At 72.7% G+C, this 15,693-nt stretch carries 17 protein-coding genes; 5 read left to right on the top strand and 12 right to left on the bottom strand.

The window, feature by feature from the left end:
- The first annotated feature begins 357 nt into the window (after window positions 1-357).
- Window positions 358-576, top strand: coding sequence for a hypothetical protein (locus ACQP00_RS33545; protein ID WP_433203108.1), 219 nt, complete (start codon window positions 358-360; stop codon window positions 574-576).
- On the opposite strand, the gene ACQP00_RS33540 is transcribed toward ACQP00_RS33545, so the two are convergent.
- Entirely contained in the window at window positions 567-1,148 is a 582-nt protein-coding gene (locus ACQP00_RS33540) for a TetR/AcrR family transcriptional regulator (protein WP_433203105.1), read from the bottom strand. The two genes, ACQP00_RS33545 and ACQP00_RS33540, sit on opposite strands and share 10 nt — an antisense overlap.
- 92 nt (window positions 1,149-1,240) lie before the next feature.
- On the opposite strand from ACQP00_RS33540, the gene ACQP00_RS33535 reads away from it, so the two are divergent.
- Window positions 1,241-2,062 (top strand): alpha/beta hydrolase family protein, encoded by an 822-nt coding sequence (locus tag ACQP00_RS33535; protein ID WP_433203102.1) that lies wholly within the window; start codon window positions 1,241-1,243, stop codon window positions 2,060-2,062.
- On the opposite strand, the gene ACQP00_RS33530 is transcribed toward ACQP00_RS33535, so the two are convergent.
- From ACQP00_RS33530 to pcaH, 4 genes are read right to left on the bottom strand one after another with little or no spacing between them, the layout of a single operon-like run.
- Window positions 2,036-2,674 carry a 3-oxoacid CoA-transferase subunit B gene (locus ACQP00_RS33530; RefSeq protein ID WP_433203099.1) on the bottom strand — a complete coding sequence of 213 codons (639 nt, stop codon included), beginning with the start codon at window positions 2,672-2,674 and terminating at the stop codon, window positions 2,036-2,038. The two genes, ACQP00_RS33535 and ACQP00_RS33530, sit on opposite strands and share 27 nt — an antisense overlap.
- Window positions 2,671-3,333 carry a 3-oxoacid CoA-transferase subunit A gene (locus ACQP00_RS33525; protein WP_433203096.1) on the bottom strand — a complete coding sequence of 221 codons (663 nt, stop codon included), beginning with the start codon at window positions 3,331-3,333 and terminating at the stop codon, window positions 2,671-2,673. The genes ACQP00_RS33530 and ACQP00_RS33525 overlap by 4 nt, the downstream gene beginning before the upstream one ends.
- Window positions 3,330-3,839 carry a protocatechuate 3,4-dioxygenase subunit alpha gene (gene pcaG, locus ACQP00_RS33520; RefSeq protein WP_433203093.1) on the bottom strand — a complete coding sequence of 170 codons (510 nt, stop codon included), beginning with the start codon at window positions 3,837-3,839 and terminating at the stop codon, window positions 3,330-3,332. The genes ACQP00_RS33525 and pcaG overlap by 4 nt, the downstream gene beginning before the upstream one ends.
- Window positions 3,836-4,573, bottom strand: a complete 738-nt coding sequence (pcaH, locus tag ACQP00_RS33515; RefSeq protein ID WP_433224085.1) for a protocatechuate 3,4-dioxygenase subunit beta — start codon at window positions 4,571-4,573, stop codon at window positions 3,836-3,838. Before pcaH ends, pcaG begins: the two co-directional genes overlap by 4 nt.
- A 112-nt stretch (window positions 4,574-4,685) precedes the next feature.
- Here pcaH and ACQP00_RS33510 point away from each other — a divergent pair, with 112 nt between their 5' ends.
- Window positions 4,686-5,852 carry a 4-hydroxybenzoate 3-monooxygenase gene (locus tag ACQP00_RS33510; protein WP_433203090.1) on the top strand — a complete coding sequence of 389 codons (1,167 nt, stop codon included), beginning with the start codon at window positions 4,686-4,688 and terminating at the stop codon, window positions 5,850-5,852.
- Window positions 5,853-6,034: 182 nt separating this feature from the next.
- Window positions 6,035-6,724 carry a hypothetical protein gene (locus tag ACQP00_RS33505; protein ID WP_433203087.1) on the top strand — a complete coding sequence of 230 codons (690 nt, stop codon included), beginning with the start codon at window positions 6,035-6,037 and terminating at the stop codon, window positions 6,722-6,724.
- Here ACQP00_RS33505 and ACQP00_RS33500 read toward each other — a convergent pair.
- Genes ACQP00_RS33500 through ACQP00_RS33490 form a run of 3 tightly spaced genes read right to left on the bottom strand, consistent with a single transcriptional unit; the run spans window position 6,705 to window position 9,906 of the window.
- On the bottom strand, window positions 6,705-7,775 hold the full coding sequence (locus ACQP00_RS33500; RefSeq protein ID WP_433203084.1) for a CapA family protein: 1,071 nt from the start codon (window positions 7,773-7,775) through the stop codon (window positions 6,705-6,707). The genes ACQP00_RS33505 and ACQP00_RS33500 overlap by 20 nt on opposite strands.
- Entirely contained in the window at window positions 7,772-9,196 is a 1,425-nt protein-coding gene (locus ACQP00_RS33495; protein ID WP_433203080.1) for a HAMP domain-containing sensor histidine kinase, read from the bottom strand. Before ACQP00_RS33495 ends, ACQP00_RS33500 begins: the two co-directional genes overlap by 4 nt.
- The gene (locus tag ACQP00_RS33490) at window positions 9,193-9,906 is read right to left on the bottom strand and encodes a response regulator transcription factor (RefSeq protein WP_433203077.1); all 714 of its coding nucleotides are present in this window, start codon (window positions 9,904-9,906) and stop codon (window positions 9,193-9,195) included. The genes ACQP00_RS33495 and ACQP00_RS33490 overlap by 4 nt, the downstream gene beginning before the upstream one ends.
- A 134-nt stretch (window positions 9,907-10,040) precedes the next feature.
- Here ACQP00_RS33490 and ACQP00_RS33485 point away from each other — a divergent pair, with 134 nt between their 5' ends.
- The gene (locus tag ACQP00_RS33485) at window positions 10,041-10,598 is read left to right on the top strand and encodes a hypothetical protein (RefSeq protein ID WP_433203074.1); all 558 of its coding nucleotides are present in this window, start codon (window positions 10,041-10,043) and stop codon (window positions 10,596-10,598) included.
- 83 nt (window positions 10,599-10,681) lie between these two features.
- Here ACQP00_RS33485 and ACQP00_RS33480 read toward each other — a convergent pair whose 3' ends face one another.
- The 4 genes from ACQP00_RS33480 to ACQP00_RS33465 are packed head-to-tail and all read right to left on the bottom strand — an operon-like array spanning window position 10,682 to window position 15,609.
- Window positions 10,682-12,787 (bottom strand): fibronectin type III domain-containing protein, encoded by a 2,106-nt coding sequence (locus ACQP00_RS33480; protein WP_433203071.1) that lies wholly within the window; start codon window positions 12,785-12,787, stop codon window positions 10,682-10,684.
- Between the two features lie 14 nt (window positions 12,788-12,801).
- On the bottom strand, window positions 12,802-13,248 hold the full coding sequence (locus tag ACQP00_RS33475; RefSeq protein WP_433203068.1) for a hypothetical protein: 447 nt from the start codon (window positions 13,246-13,248) through the stop codon (window positions 12,802-12,804).
- Window positions 13,249-13,297: 49 nt separating this feature from the next.
- Window positions 13,298-14,956, bottom strand: coding sequence for a GAF domain-containing protein (locus tag ACQP00_RS33470; protein ID WP_433224083.1), 1,659 nt, complete (start codon window positions 14,954-14,956; stop codon window positions 13,298-13,300).
- A 14-nt stretch (window positions 14,957-14,970) separates the two neighbouring features.
- A complete protein-coding gene (locus ACQP00_RS33465; protein ID WP_433203065.1) occupies window positions 14,971-15,609 on the bottom strand; it encodes a response regulator in 639 nt (212 codons plus the stop codon).
- Between the last annotated feature and the right edge of the window lie 84 nt (window positions 15,610-15,693).

The following is a 15,693-nucleotide window of genomic DNA, read 5'->3' as shown; positions in this document are numbered from 1 at the left end:
TGATGGCGGCGTGGAAGATTGGCTGTGGGCGGAGCTTGTGGCGGCCGCCTTCGACGTGGGGCCGCCGGCCGCACCGCTGATCCGCGTCGAGGGCGGCGTCTCCCATGCGGTTTTCCGGCTGTCGACCGACACGGGACAGTACGCCGCGAAACGCCTCAACGTCGTCGCCGAACCGTGGTGGTGGGACGCCTACCGCGCCGCCGCCCGCATCGAACGCACGGCGGCGGCGGACGGCGTGCGGACGGCGGAACGATTGCCGCCGATGGTTGCCACGCTCGACCTGGCCGGCACCCGCCACCACTGGCAGCTGCACCGCTGGCACGACGGCCCGCACCCGGTCGCACCCACCGACCCGCGGTGTTCCACGGCATCGTCGAAGCGCAACTCCAGACGGCCGAGTGGCTACTCTGGCGCGCCCTCGGCCACCGCGGTGACGACCGGGCCGGCCGCACGCTGGCCGCCGCCGAATGCCTCGCCCGGCTGCGCGGCGTCGCCAAGAGCCTGCGCCGCATCCCCGAGTGGTCGACCTGGCTCGATCGGCTGGACGACGCGGAGGGTCGGGTTCGTCAGTGCTGACGTGGGGCCGTTTCCCGCGTCAGGCCGGCGATGACCAGGCCGACCATCCGGTGGGTGTCGTAGCCCGGGGTGCCCGCCCCGATGCAGAGGTTGCCGATGCCGTGCATCAGGGTGAGCGCGTCCATCCCGGGCTTGATCTCGCCGGCCTGTTCGGCGGCGTGCAGCAGGCCTGCGCAGACGGGGACGAGGCGCTCGAGGAAGTACGCGTGCAGCGACTGGAAGGCGGCCTGGTCGGAGCGCATCGCCTCGGCCAGGCCGTGCTTGGTGACCAGGAAGTCGACGAACTGGTCGATCCAGGCGGCCAGCGCGGCGTGCGGTGAGGGGCTGTCGCGCAGCAGGGCCGGGCCGGCGGCCACGCAGGACTCGACCTGGTGGCGGTACACGGCGACGATCAGGTCGGCGCGGGTGGGGAAGTGGCGGTAGATGGTGCCGACCCCGACGCCGGCGCGGGCCGCGATGTCGCGCACCGGGGCGTCGACGCCGGACTCGACGAAGGCGGCCGCGGCCGCGTCGAGCAGGGCCTCCTCGTTGCGCTTGGCATCCGCGCGGCGCTTGCGCGGCGGCTCCGTCACTGTTGCTCCCGTCACATCCGGTGGTAAGCGGAACGCGGTTCCGGATAGCTTAGTGGAACCGTGTTCCGCTAAGCATAGCGTTAGGAGCGACCATGCCGACGCCTGTCGTCTCGGTCCACCCGATCACCGTCAGCCAGCACGATCGCGGGGTGCGGGTCTCCGCGCCCGTCGATGGCTCGGACCTGCCCGTCGTCGTCTTCTCGCACGGATTCGGGCAGTCCGCGCGCAGCTACGAGCCGCTCGCCGGGCACTGGGCCGCGCACGGTTTCGTCGTCGTCCAGCCCACGCACCCCGATTCGCGCACACTCGGCCGTCCGCTGACGCCGGACGTGTGGCGGGTCCGGGTCGACGACCTGCGGCACGCCATCGACTCGCTGGAGGACCTCGAGGCCGCCGTGCCGGGGCTGCGCGGGCGGGTCGACCACGGGAACATCGCCGTGGCCGGTCACTCGTGGGGTGCGCAGACGGCGAGTGAGCTGCTCGGTGCCCGTACTCCGGACGGCGAGGACCTGCGCGACCCGCGCGTGAGCCGGGGTGTGCTGCTCGCGGTCACCGGCCGGGGCGGCGCCGACCTGACGCCGTTCGCGGCCGAGCACTTCCCGTTCATGAGCCCGAGCTTCGACGACATGAAGACGCCCGCGCTCGTCGTGGCCGGGGACGCCGACCAGTCGCAGCTGTCGACGCGCGGGCCGGACTGGTTCACCGACGCCTACCACCTGAGCCCCGGCGACAAGACGCTGCTCACCGTGTTCGGGGGCGAGCACTCGCTCGGCGGGATCAGCGGCTACGAGTCGGCCGAGACCACCGACGAGAACCCGGCCCGGGTCGCGCTCATCCAGCGGGTCACCACGGCGTTCCTGCGCGGGGAGCCGCTCGACGTGGACAGCTCACTGGGCGGCGTCGAGCGGAAGTGACAGCCGCTCGCGCAGTTCGTCGACGGTGGTGCCGAAGGTCTCCGTGACCACCACGCCGGACCCGGTCAGGTGGAACACCGCGTGGTCGGTGTAGACCCGGTTCACGCAGGCCAGGCCGGTGAGTGGGTACGTGCACGCCGGGACCAGCTTCGGGGTGCCGTCGCGGGCGAAGAGGGTCATCATGACGTACACCTGCTTCGCTCCGATGGCGAGATCCATCGCCCCGCCGACGGCCGGAATCGCGCCCGGCTCGCCCGTGTGCCAGTTGGCCAGATCGCCGTTCGTGGCCACCTGAAAGGCGCCGAGGACGCAGACGTCGAGGTGGCCGCCGCGCATCATCGCGAATGAGTCGGCGTGGTGGAAATAGGCGGCGCCGGGCAATTCCGTCACCGGCTGCTTGCCCGCGTTGATGAGGTCGGGGTCCTCGTCGGCCGGGTCGGCGGGCGCCGGCCCCATGCCCAGCATCCCGTTCTCGGTGTGCAGCACGATGCCCTGCCCGGCGCGCAGATGCGCGGCGACGCGGGTCGGCTGGCCGATGCCCAGGTTCACGTACGACCCGTCGGGAATGTCCCGCGCCACCAGACGCGCGATCTCGTCCAGCGACAGCGTCATTCCGGCACCTCCACGAGCCGATCGACGTAAATGCCCGGCGTGACGACCGCCTCGGGGTCGAGCACGCCGGGCTCGACGATCCGCACGACCTCGGCAATCGTGAGCGCCGCCGCGGTCGCCATGACCGGGCCGAAGTTGCGCGCGGTTTTGCGGTACACGAGATTGCCCATCCGATCGCCGGTGTGCGCGCGAATGAGCGCCACGTCGCCGCGGATCGGATACTCGAGCACGTATTGCCGCCCGTCGATGACGCGCGTTTCCTTTCCTTCGGCGAGCGGGGTGCCGGCTCCGGTCGGGCAGTAGAACGCCCCGATCCCGGCCCCGGCCGCGCGCATGCGCTCGGCGAGCGTCCCCTGCGGCACCACTTCGAGCTCGATCCGACCGGCCCGGTACAGCCCGTCGAACACCCACGAGTCGGCCTGCCGCGGAAACGAGCAGATCACCTTGCGCACCCGCCCGGCCGCGAGCAGCGCCGCCAGCCCGGTGTCGCCGTTTCCGGCATTGTTCGACACGACGGTGAGCTCGCCGGCCCCGTGCGCGATGAGCGCGTCAATGAGCGTCACCGGCATGCCGGCCATCCCGAACCCGCCGACCAGCACCGTATCGCCGTCCCGTACGGCTGCGACCGCCTCGTCGGCCCCGCACACGACGGCGGTCACCGATGTCTCGGAAACGTCAGGAACACGGTCTCATTCTCCCCCTGCAGCCGCACGTCGAACCGGAACCCATGCGCGTCGGTCTCGGCCCGCAGCGACTCCGGCAGTCCCGGGGGCAGCGGCGCGCCGGGCAGATACGCGCGGGTGAACAACCGGTTCGTCAGCCCGCGCGCGAACACCGTCAGCGCGAAGAACGGCGCCGCCCCGCCGGGCGCGAGGGTCGTGAACGAATAGTGCCCGGCCGCGTCCGTTGCGGCACGCCCCCACCCGGTGAACGTCCAGCCGTCACGGCGCAGCGACCCGGCCGCCCGCACCACCCGGCCGTCGGGATCGGCCTGCCACAGCTCGATCAGCGCGTCCGGCACCGGATTCGCCGCCCCATCAAGCATAAAACCATGCAGTTGTACCGCCTGTGCGTGCCCGCCCGGCACCAGCTCACGGTCACCCGGGAACGGCAGGCCGAGGTGGAAGAACGGCCCGACGGTCTGTCCCGGAGTTGTCTCACTCATGCCGCGTCGTCCGGCTCGAACGGCGTGCGGTGCGCCCCGGTCAGCACGACGTCCCAGCGGTACCCGAGGCTCCGCTCCGGCGTCGTCAGCCGGTGGTCATAGGCGGCGACGAGCCGTTCCCGGGCCCGCGGATCGGTGATCGACTGGAAGATCGGGTCCCGGGCGAAGAGCGGGTCGCCCGGGAAGTACATCTGGGTGACGAGCCGCTGGGTGAAGTCCGTGCCGAACAGCGAGAAGTGGATGTGCGCCGGCCGCCACGCGTTCAGGTGATTGCGCCACGGGTACGCGCCCGGCTTGATCGTCACGAACCGGTAGGTGCCCTCGGCGTCCGTCAGGCAGCGGCCCCGGCCGGTGAAGTTCGGGTCGTGCGGGGCCGGGTGCTGGTCGCGCTGGTGCCGGTAGCGCCCGGCCGCGTTCGCCTGCCAGATCTCGACCAGCTGGTGCGCGATCGGCCGGCCGTCGCCGTCCACGACGCGTCCGGTCACGACGATCCGCTCACCGATCGGCTCACCCGCGTGCTGGATGGTCAGGTCCGCCTCGTCCGCGGCGACGTCCTGCGGCCCGAAAACCGGCGCCCACAGCTCCACGCCCTCCGGGTCCACGGCGAGCGGGGGACGGTTCGGGTGGCGCAGGAGCGTGCTGCGGTACGGCGGATAGTCCAGGCGCGGCTGCGAGCCCCCACCCGTCGCCCCGGCAGCGGCGATCTCCGCGTCGATGTCGGCCTGCGTGGGCAAACTGCTCATTGCTCGAACGGTATGCGCCCGCGACCGTCCCCGCGACGGGACTCTTCCATCAGGCGGAACGCCGGGCTTGTCGGCTTCCCGGCGGGAGGGTTGGCTGGGTGACATGCGTACCGAGGTCGCCGTGATCGGGGCCGGACCGGCCGGGCTGCTGCTGTCCCACCTGCTCGCCCGGGCCGGCATCGACTCCGTCGTGGTCGAGACCCGCTCGCAGGAGTACGTCGCCTCGCGCATCCGGGCCGGCATCCTGGAGCACGCCGCCGTCGACCTGCTCACCTCCGCCGGCCTGGGCGACCGCCTGCACGCCGAAGGCCACGAACACCGCGGCGTGTACCTCCAGTGGCCGGAGGAACGCCACCACCTCGACTTCCTCGACCTGACCGGCCGCAGCGTGCACGTCTACGGCCAGACCGAGGTGCAGAAGGACCTGGTAGCCGCGCACCAGGGCCCGGTCGTCTACGAGGTCACCGACACCCGGCTGCACGACGTGCACACCGACCAACCGCACCTCACCTTCGTCGACCGCGACGGCGTACACCAGCGCCTGGACGCCACGGTCATCGCCGGCTGCGACGGCTCCTTCGGCCCGAGCCGCGCCGCCGTGCCGGAGCCCGCGCGGCGGGTGTTCGAACGCACCTACCCGTACTCCTGGCTGGGCATCCTGGCCGATGTCGCCCCGTCCACCGACGAGCTCATCTACGCCTGGCACCCGGACGGCTTCGCCCTACACTCGATGCGTTCACCCACCGTGTCGCGCCTCTACCTGCAGGTCCCCAACGGCACCGACCCGGCCCGCTGGTCCGACCAGCAGACATGGGACGAGCTGGCCAAGCGGCTGGGCCACGGCCAGGACGGCTGGACGCTGACGCCGGGCCCGATCACCGACAAGTCGGTCCTGCCGATGCGCAGCTTCGTCCAGACCCCGATGCGATACGGCAACCTGTTCCTGGCCGGCGACGCCGCCCACATCGTCCCCCCGACGGGCGCGAAGGGCCTGAACCTGGCCATCGCCGACGTCGCCCTCCTGGCCCGCGCCTTGACCGCCCAACTGCGCGAACACACCACCGCCCTGATCGACGCGTACTCCGAAACCGCCCTCCGCCGCGTGTGGCGCTGCACCCACTTCTCCTGGTGGATGACGACGATGCTGCACGCCTCCGACGACCCCTTCGAGGCGGAACTGCAGCTGTCGCAGTTGCGCTGGGTGACGTCGAGCACCGCCGGCGCCACGGGCCTGGCCGAGAACTACGCGGGGCTCCCGCTCGCCGTCTGACGGGAACCGGGGGCGGGGCGATCGGACGATCCGGGCGTGTCGCGGGACGACCGGTCACGCCCGCAGCGACGGCCGGGGGATCTTGCCCGGACCTTCGGGCAGATCGATGGACATGATGTGTGCCGCCTGGCAAGGATATGGCGACGGGTCCTGGATCGAGCGACGACGGGCGGTTGTGGGCAGTGGCGCCGTACGGACATCCACCGCAGCAGTACGAGAAGGCCCGGCTCGAGCGGGGGGAGGCGCGGCTCAAGTTCGTCGCAGCGGTGCTCGGTCTGGTCACGGCGATTCTCGGGATCGTGGCCGCGTTGTTCGCCGTGAAGAGCAACAGCGCGAACGAGCAGGCCGATCAGTCGCAGCAGCGGGTGCAGGCGCTCGAGAGCGAGAACGCCGCACTCAAAAGGGAGCTCGCGAACCGGCCGACCGCGCAGGCCGCCGGCGCCGGCACCCAGACTGCGGCGCCGACCAGTGCGGCCGCCGTGGCCGGGCCGGCGATCAGGCACGAGGGGGACATCACGCTCGTGCCCAACTCGGGGTACGACCTGACTTCGCTCGATCCGCAGTGGGGGCAGGAGCAGAACTGCAAGCACCAGATCAACTTCGAGGCGGGCACGCCGCCGCAGATCTCGACCGATGGGCTGTGCAGCGGGCATTCGATCTACGTGGACAGTCTGTTGCTCAACAGCGGCGACCCGGCGACGTACGCGAAGTGCCGGACCTCGACCGGCTACGGCCGGCCGGCCACGCTGAACACCAAGGCGGGCAACCGGTTCTGCCTGCGCACGCAGGACGGCTACTTCTCGCTCGTGAGCGTCACGGCCGTGTCCGCGCAGCGGATCGATGTGCATGTGGTCACGTGGGAGAAGGAGTAGCCGCCAGGCCGGTGCAGCGGCGCAGGTCGGCGAAGCGCTTCAGCTGTGCGGTCGCGGTGCTTCCGGTGACCGGTTTCGGCTGGCCGGTCGACGAGACCAGGGCGGGGCTCAGGTCGGCGGAGACCGCGGTGCGGCCGTGGACCTTGACGCGCAGCACGCCGGTCTCGGCCTGGCCGACGTACCAGACGAAATTGCCCAGGCCGTAAGCCACATAGGTGCGGCCGAGCCAGCCGTCGCCCTGCAGCACGTGGGCGTGCGCGCCGATGATCAGGTCGGCCCCGGCGTCGGCCAGTGCCTTGGCGAACGACTTCTGGTCGGTGTTCGGGCACGTCACGGTCTCCGTGCCCCAGTGGTTGAAAACGATCACCAAATCTGCTTCGGTACGCGCGGTGCGTACCGCGGACACCGCCCGTTGTACGTCCCAGGCGAGCGCGATGCCCGAGGTGGACGGACCGGCCTTCCATTCGTCGGCGAGGGTGTGGATCTGACTGAACGCGAGCAGCGCCACGCGCACCCCGCGCACGGTCAGGACCAGCGGCTTGTACGCCTCGTCGATGGTGCGTCCGCCGCCGAACACCGGCATGTCCTTGGCGGCCGCGGCGTCGAGGGTGTCGGCAAAGCCCACCCGGCCGTAGTCGAGAGCGTGGTTGTTGGCGATGGTCACCGCATCGATTCCGGCGGCTTTCAGGGCGTCGTACGCGGTCGACGGGGCCCGGAAGTGGTACTCCTTCGGCTCTGGCGTGCCCCGCGTGGTCACCGCGCTCTCCAGGTTTACCACCGCCAGGTCCGCCCCCGCCAGCACTGGTGTCATCGGCCCGAGCGCCGTCTCCGGGTGCTGCAGCAGGCCCGCCGTACGGCCCGTGAAGTGCACGTCTCCGGCGAACGCGAGGCTCAGATCGGCCGCCGCGGGGGAGGCCGGCGGGGCCGAAATCGATGAAGCAGGCGCAGAAGGCGCAACAGGCGCAGGAACAGCCGAAGGAACAGGTGTGGGCGCGGCCGAGCAGGCGGCCAGGAGCAGGACCGCCAGCGCCGGCGTCCACCGAAGCGTCATGGCAACGACGGTAGTCGAATCGTCAAGACCGTCCCCTGTGGATGGTTGGGCGACACGAACACCTGGCCGCCGTGCTGGGCCGCCGTCTGCGCCACGATGGCCAGCCCGAGGCCCGAGCCCGGTAGCCCCCGAGCCGCGGGTGCGCGATAGAACCGCTCGAAGATGCGCGGACGGTCGGCCTCGTCGATGCCGGGGCCCTCGTCGCGGACCGTGAGGGTGGCGCCGGCGGTCAGGACCACGGATACGGTACCCCCGGGCGGACTGAACTTCGCCGCATTGTCCAGCACGTTCACGGCCATCCGCTCCAGCTCGCCCGGCCGCCCACGCACCGTCACCGGCGCGAGGTCGGTGGCGAACGTGAGGCCCGGCGCGCGGATCCGCACGCGCTCCACCGCCGCCGCGACGACGTCGGCGAGGTCCACGTCGACCGGGTCCTCGCGGGTGGTGTCCTCGCGGGCCAGCTCGACCAGCTCGGTGGTGAGCGTGGCCAGCTCGCCGACCTGCGCCTCGAGGTCGGCCAGGAGCTTCGCGCGCTCCTCCGGCGGGAGCCGGTGCGCGAGCTCGGGGCGGCGCTCGACGGCGAGCAGCAGCTCGACGTTGGTGCGGATGCTCGTGAGCGGGGTGCGCAGCTCGTGGCCGGCGTCCTCGACCAGGGTGCGCTGCGCGCGGCGGGCGGCGCCGATCGCGCCGAGCATCGCGTTGACCGAGCGGCCGAGGCGGGCGATCTCGTCGGCGCCGTGGACGGGCACCGGGCGGGTCAGGTCCATGGTCACCGCCACCCCCTCGACCGCCTCGGCCAGGCGGGTCACGGGCGCGAGGCCGGCGCGGGCGATGGCCCGGCCGAGCAGCGCCGCCCCGGCGATGCCGAGCACCGAGCCGGCCAGGAGCAGGACGCCGAGCTGGGCGATGGTCCGCCCGGCCGGGTCCTGGCTGATCGCGACCTGCACCACGCCGCCGCCGGTGGCCGGGACGGTGAGCATCTGGTACCGCTCGCCCTCCAGCACCACCGTCTCCTGCACCGAGCTGCGGCGGCCGCCGAGGACCTGCTCGACGCCGGCGGTGACGGGCAGCGCCGAGTCGGTGGCCACGGCCCCGTCGGCGTCGACGATCTGCCAGCGGGTGCCGAGGTCGCGGGGCCGGTGCCAGGGCGGGCCGTGCTGGCCGGGGCCGTTGGGCGCGGCCGGCGGCCCGTACTGCCGGTCGGGCTCGGGCAGCTGCGCCGCGCCCGCCCGCCACTGGTCCGGCTGCGCGGCGATCGCTTGCGCGTCGGCGGTGAGCTGGGACTGCAACTGCCGGTGCTGGATCTCGAACACGGCGGCGAAGGCGACCGCGGCCACCACGAGCACGGCGACCGCGACCGCCCCGGACACCAGGATCGACAGCCGGTCGCGGAGTGTCCGCCGGTGCCACCAGGCCCTCACAGCGGCTCCTCGCGCAGGACGAAACCGACGCCGCGGACGGTGTGCAGCAGGCGCGGCTCGCCGTCGGACTCGAGTTTGCGGCGCAGGTACCCGAGGTACACATGGATGCTGTTGGACGTTTCGCCGAAGTCGTAGCCCCACACGTGCTCGAAGAGGACCTCGCGGGTCAGCACCTGGCGGGGGTGGCGCAGGAACACCTCGAGGATGCTGAACTCCGTGCGGGTGAGCCGCAGCAGCCGCCCGCCCCGCCACACCTCGCGGGTCTGCGGGTCCAGCCGCAGGTCGGAGAAGCGCAGCTCACCACCCGGGGCCGCGGGCGCGCTGCCGCCGCTGCGGGCCCGGCGCAGCAGCGCGCGCAGCCGGGCCAGGAGCTCCTGCAGGGCGAACGGCTTGACCAGGTAGTCGTCGGCGCCGGCGTCCAGCCCGGCGACCCGGTCGCCGACGCTGTCGCGGGCGGTGAGCATGAGCACCGGCACCAGCACGCCGCCGGCCCGCAGCTCGCGGCATGCCTCGAGGCCGTCGAGCACCGGCATGCTGACGTCGAGCACGACGGCATCCGGCTCGGCGGCGCGCACCGAGGCGAGGGCCTGCGCGCCGTCAAAGGCGGTTTCGACCTGGTACCCCTCGAAGCGCAACGTCCGCGCGAGCGAATCCCGCACGGCGGCGTCGTCGTCGACCACGAGTATCCGCAAGCCCGCCCCCTCGTCCACGCCCCCGAGTCTCACGACGGCGCGTGAGAGTCTCCGGCGCGCGGGCCTAAGAATTGCCTAAGAGCTCGACTCTCTCACGCAATTCTTAGGAACGTCCGCTCGCTGTCCTTAGCGATGCGATCGAAGCTGGTGACATGAGCGAGGAAACCTCCGAAACCAAGCGCCAGGTCCCGGACCCGGACCCGGTCCCCTCCGCACCCATGACGCCGCCGGCCACCGCGGCCGACGCTCCCCGCACCGTTCCCGCGACCACCGCGGCCGACACGCCGCACGTCGCTGCGGCGGCGAGTGCGGCCGAGGCCCCACCGGCCGCCCCGTCCGCGGCCGGTCCACCGCCGCCTCCGCCGCCCGGCCGTCCCGGATGGGGCGAATGGCGCGGCCAAGGCTGGCGCGGTGGCCGGGGCAGGCGCAATGGCCTGCTGATCGCGATCCTGGCCCTGATCGTCGGCTGCTGCCTCGGCGCCGGCGTCACGGCCGTCGGCGCGCTCGTCGTCGGCCACCACCACGGCCCGCAGCGCGTCGGGCCGGGCTGGGACCGCAACGACCACTACCGCAACGGCGACCCGCGCGACCGCCGCGGCCCCGGCCCCGGCTACGGCCGCCCGGGCAACATCCCGCCGGCCCCGGGCGCCACGCCCGCCGCTCCGGCCCCGGCCCAGACCACGGCCGCCCCGACCCCGACGGCCTCCTGACCGGTCGAGCAAGCAAACGCGAAAACCGGCCCGGCCGAGCAAGCGTGAAATCGGCCCGGTCGTGCGAGCGCAACGGACGACGGTCAGAAGTTGTGGGCCGCCCCAGCCGGCAGCAGCAGGCTGCGGCGGCCCGGCCGGGTCCGCGCGGACCACAGCAGCACCGCCCCGCCAAACAGCGCCAGCAACCCGGCCCCGGCCAGCGGCCCGGTCGGGTCCCCGGTGACCGGCAGCGAACCATCCGGGGAAGCCGCCCGCACGGTCACCGCGAGCTTCATCGCCCGCGCGGTACCGTCCGGCGCCACTCCCTGCGCGACCAGCGTGTGCGCGCCCGCGGCGAGCGACGCCGGCACCGTGACCGCCTTGGAGAAGTTTCCGTTCGCGTCGGTGACGGCGGTCCCGAGCGTCTGCGGCGCCGAGTAGAGCGTGACGGACACGGTCGAGTACGCCGCGAATCCGGTCCCGATCACCGTCAGCTGCGTTCCCGGCCGGGTCGTCGAGATGTCACCCTTGTCGGTCGTCAGCGTGAGTTGGGTGTCCGGCACGGTGGCGGGCGCGGAAGGTGCCAGCACGGTCACCGGCGCCGAGGGGCCGGCCGCGGAGGACGGCCCGGCGGCGGAGTTCGCGACGACGGAGACGGTGTAGGTGGTGCCGGCCGTGGCGCCGAGGACGCACGTCAGCGCCCCGGTGGTCGTGCACGTGGCCGGCCCCGGCGAGGCGGTCGCCGTGTACCCGGTGACCGTTGACGAGGAAGCCGTCCAGCTCACGTCGATCGAGGACACGCCGGCCGTGGCGGTGACCGTTCCGGGCGGTTCCGGCAGCTGGCCGACCGGCGTGACCGGCGTGCTCGGCGCGGCGGGCGTCACGGAGCTGCCCGCGCTGGGATCGCCGTTGCCCGCCGGGTTCACCGCACGGAGCTTCACGGTGTACTGCACCCCGTTGGTCAGTCCGGGAATGGTGCCCGTGCGCGCGGCGCCGGTGCCGGTCGGCGTCGTGGCGAACTCGTGCCAGGTGGTGTTGTCGACGGTGTACTCGAACCGGGTCACCGCCGAGCCGCCGTCCGCCCCGGGTGTGAAGGTGACCTGCGCGTTGCCGTTGCCCGCGGTGATGGTGGTGACCGTCGGGGCGGCCGGGACCTGCGCGGCGGCGACCAGCGAGACGATGCGGTGCTGGGGCGGCACGGTGACCAGCAGGCGGCCGTCGGGGGCGAAGGCGAGGCCGTACGGGTAGTTGATAGGCGAGCTCATCGCCGGGCCGGGCACCAGGTCGCCGGGTTCGCCGTTGCCGGCCAGGGTGGCCAGCGAGGCGGTCTGCACGTCGAGGGTGCTGACCGCGCCGAGGCCCTCGGTGAAGTACAGAGTGCCGTCGGCGGCGAAGCGCAGCCCGAGCGGTACGGCCAGGCCGGTCTTGAGCACCGTCAGCGCGCCGGCCGGCGTGATCTTGACGATCTGGCCGTTGAAGACGGAGTTGGTCACGTACATGTTGCCGGCCGCGTCGACCGCCGCGCCGGTGGGCATGTCGAGCTTCGAGTTCGTCGCGGTGCCGGCCGTCGGGGTGCCGTTGACGCCGGTACCGGCGAGGATCGTGAGCTCGCCGCTGGCGAGGTCGATCTTGCCGAACTGGCCCCATTCGCGCTCGGGGACGTAGATGGCGCCGTCGTGGTACACCATCTGGGCCGGTGAGTCGAGCTTGCTGATGATGGCCGGTCCGTTCGACATCGCCCCGGGGGTACCGGTGCCGGCGATGACGGAGAGCTGGCCGGCGGTGGAGACCTTGTAGATGCGCCCGGTGTCGGTCTCGCCGAAGTACAGGTTGCCGGTGGGGTCGAAGACCACGCTGCCGGGTTTGCCGATCGGGGTGGTCGCGGCCGTGCCGGAGGTCGCGCCCGGGGTGCAGGTGCCGGTGCCGACGAGGGACGACAGGGTGCCGCCGGGGGTGATCTTCAGGATCTGGCAGGTGCCGGAGTTGCTGACGTACAGGTTGCCGGTGGCGTCGACGATGACGTCGAGCGGCGCGCTGAGCGGCGACTGGTCCGCACCCGGGCCGGGCGTCGGGGCGGCCGCGGTCCCGGTGCCGTACGCGTAGGCCAGGTTGTACTCGGCCGCCGGTTCGGCCTGGGCGGGGGCCGGGATGGCGGCGGTGAGCAAGGGTACCGCGCCGGCGAGCAGCAGCCGGGCAACGCGTGACGTCATGTCACGCATAGTAATCAGGCGATTACGCCCGCCGGTGCCGGAATGTGGATATCGAGTGCGTTCCACACGGATGGGATCGCGGCCAGGGCGGCGCCGGCCACCGGGTCCGTCTCCCGCAGCCAGGCCAGGTGCCGGGCCGCGTGGGTGGCCACCGCGTCCGGGCAGACCTGCGGCGGGCTCGGCCGGCGCGGGTCGGGGGAGCGGGCGATGCCGTGCTCGGGCAGCTCGCGGGCGCCGGGGCCGGGGGTGCCGTCGAGCACCGCGGCGTACGTGAGCACGACCCGGCCCTCGGCGTAGCGCCACGAGGTGGAGTGCAGCACGGTCAGGTCCGGCGGGTTCCCGGCCAGCGCGGCCGCGACGGCGTCCGGGTGCCGGTCGCCGATGACCTGCGCGCCGTGCGGGGTGTAGTGCAGCGCGCCGTCGCGGGCGCTGAACACCAGCAGTTCCACGCAGACGCTCACCGTTGCAAGGTAGCCGTTGTTGCCAAGTCTGTGCAACAAGGCGCGCCGATCAGACGGGCACCTTCCAGCTGACCCGGGTGCCGCGCTGCTCTGCCGGGCCCAGCGCGCACTCGCCGCCCAGGTCGGCGGCGCGGGCCCGCATGTTGGGCAGGCCGTTGCCGGCCGTGGAGCCCGCTGGGAGGCCGACGCCGTCGTCCTCCACGGTGAGGTCGAGCGTGCCGCCGCCGACGGTGAGGAAGACCCGGGCCGAGCCGGCCTTCGCGTGCTTGGCGATGTTCGACAGGGCTTCACGCAGTACAGCCAGGGCAGCTGTTCTTTGGGCGTCGGGGACGGCGGTGTCGACCGGGCCGTCGATGCGCAGCGCGGGCCGGAACCCGAGCGCGTCCTCGGCCTCGTCGACCAGGTCGCGCACCGCCTTGCGCAGGCTGTTGCCGCCCGCCCCGCGCAGCTCGAAGATGGCCCCGCGGATCTCCCGGATCGTGGTGTCGAGGTCGTCGGTGACCCGGCCGATGCGCTCGCGGACGTCGTCCTGGGAGCTGCGGTACGCCGCGCCCTGCAACTGCATGCCCGCCGCGAACAGCCGCTGGATGACCACGTCGTGCAGGTCACGGGCGATGCGCTCGCGGTCGCCGACCACCGCCAGCATCTCCCGCTCGTCCTGCGCGCGGGCCCGCTCCAGGGCCAGGGCCGCCTGCCCGGCGAACGTCTCGACCATCGCCAGCTCCAGGCCCTCGGTGATCGGCGCGCTCTCCTTGCCGAAGGCGACCACGAGCGCGCCGAGCGCCACCCCGCCGACGGCGAGCGGCACGAGCAGGGCGGTGCCGGTGGGCAGCAGGATCGGCCAGCTCGCGGCCGCGCCCAGGTCGGTGACGACGGCGACGTGCCGGTGGTCGAGCACGTCGGCGAAGTCGCTGCCGGCGATCGGGATCGACCAGCCGGCCGCGTCGGTCGGGCCGCCCACGGAGACCTCGACCACCAGCCGCTCGTCGCCGGCCAGCAGGACCATCGCCAGCTCGGCGCCCGCCACCTCGCGGGCCCGGGTGGCGACGAGTTCGAGGGCCTCGGTGCGGCGGACCTCGCCCAGCAGGACCGAGGTGATCTCCGCGGCCGCGCCGAGCCAGCGCTGGCGGCGTTCGGCCTGGGCGTACAGGCGGGCGTTGTCGATCGCCGCGCCGGCGGCGACCGAGAGCGCCGCGACCAGGTCTTCGTCGTCCTGGGTGAACTGCTCCCCGCCGTGTTTCTCAGCGAGGTACAAGTTGCCGAACACCTGATCCCGGATGCGCACCGGCACGCCCAGGAAGCTGTGCATCGGCGGATGGTTGGGCGGGAACCCGTAGGCCCGCGGGTGCTCGGTGATGTCCCTGAGCCGGATCGGCCGCGGCTCGTCGATGAGCAGGCCGAGCACGCCGTGGCCGCGGGGCAGGTCGCCGATCTGGGCCCGCTGCTCGGGGGTGACGCCGTGGTTGATGAACTCGACGAGCATCCGGTCGGCGCCGATGACCCCGAGCGCGCCGTACCGCGCGCCGGCCAGGGTGCAGGCCGCCGCCACGATCCGCTCCAGCGTGCTGTGCAGGTCGAGGTCGGAGCCGATCGCGACGACCGCGTCGAGCAGCGCGCGCAGCCGCTCCCGGCTGGTCATCACCTCGCCGACGCGGGCGAGCAGCTCCTGCAGCAGCGCGTCGAGGTCGACGCGGGACAGTTCGGGCAGCGGCAGCGGGGACGTCACGGCTTCTTTTGTAGCAACCGCGAGGCGAGCACCGCCGCTTGCGTCCGCCGTTCCAGCCCCAGCTTGGCCAGCAGGCTGGAGACGTAGTTCTTGACGGTCTTCTCGGCCAGGAACATCCGCTCGGCGATCTCGCGGTTGGTCAGCCCCTCGGCCACGTGCAGCAGGATCTTGCGCTCCTGCTCGGTGAGGTGCTTGAACTCGTCCGGCTGCTCGGGCCCGTTGCGGATGCGCTCCAGCACCCGCGCGGTCACCGCGGGGTCGAGCAGCGACTGCCCGGCCGCGACCCGGCGGACCGCGTCGACGAGGTCGGTGCCGTGGATCTGCTTGAGCACGTACCCCGACGCGCCCGCCATGATCGCCGCGAACAGCGCCTCGTCGTCGTCGTACGACGTGAGGATCAGCGCGTTGATGGTCGGGTCGATGGAGCGCACGTCGCGGCACACGTCGATCCCGCTGCCGTCGGGCAGGCGCCCGTCGAGCACGGCCACGTCCGGGCGCAGCGCGGGGATGCGGTGCGTGGCCTCGACGGCCGAGCCGGACTCGCCGACGACCTCGATGTCGCCCTCGCGCTCGAGCAGCTCGCGCAGGCCGAAACGGACGACCTCGTGGTCGTCGAGCAGGTACACGCGGATCATGACCACCTTTCTACTCACCTTCGCCGCGCCTCGCCAGGGAACTCAGGACCCTCCTTCGGGACTTTCGGCCCTGTTCCGGGTCCC

Source organism: Dactylosporangium sp. CS-047395 (genome assembly GCF_050942185.1).
Classification (GTDB): Bacteria; Actinomycetota; Actinomycetes; order Mycobacteriales; family Micromonosporaceae; genus Dactylosporangium.
The sequence above is the reverse complement of the archived record's forward strand: the minus strand, read 5'-3'. Positions and strand labels throughout refer to the sequence as shown.

Bases quoted from the DNA above. Each gene is read 5' to 3' on its own strand.
- ACQP00_RS33535 (WP_433203102.1), top strand. From the start codon at position 1,241: ATGCCGACGCCTGTCGTCTCGGTCCACCCGATCACCGTCAGCCAGCAC.
- ACQP00_RS33530 (WP_433203099.1), bottom strand. From the start codon at position 2,674: ATGACGCTGTCGCTGGACGAGATCGCGCGTCTGGTGGCGCGGGACATT.
- pcaG (WP_433203093.1), bottom strand. From the start codon at position 3,839: ATGAGTGAGACAACTCCGGGACAGACCGTCGGGCCGTTCTTCCACCTC.
- ACQP00_RS33510 (WP_433203090.1), top strand. From the start codon at position 4,686: ATGCGTACCGAGGTCGCCGTGATCGGGGCCGGACCGGCCGGGCTGCTG.
- ACQP00_RS33500 (WP_433203084.1), bottom strand. From the start codon at position 7,775: ATGACGCTTCGGTGGACGCCGGCGCTGGCGGTCCTGCTCCTGGCCGCC.
- ACQP00_RS33485 (WP_433203074.1), top strand. From the start codon at position 10,041: ATGAGCGAGGAAACCTCCGAAACCAAGCGCCAGGTCCCGGACCCGGAC.
- ACQP00_RS33480 (WP_433203071.1), bottom strand. From the start codon at position 12,787: ATGACGTCACGCGTTGCCCGGCTGCTGCTCGCCGGCGCGGTACCCTTG.
- ACQP00_RS33465 (WP_433203065.1), bottom strand. From the start codon at position 15,609: ATGATCCGCGTGTACCTGCTCGACGACCACGAGGTCGTCCGTTTCGGC.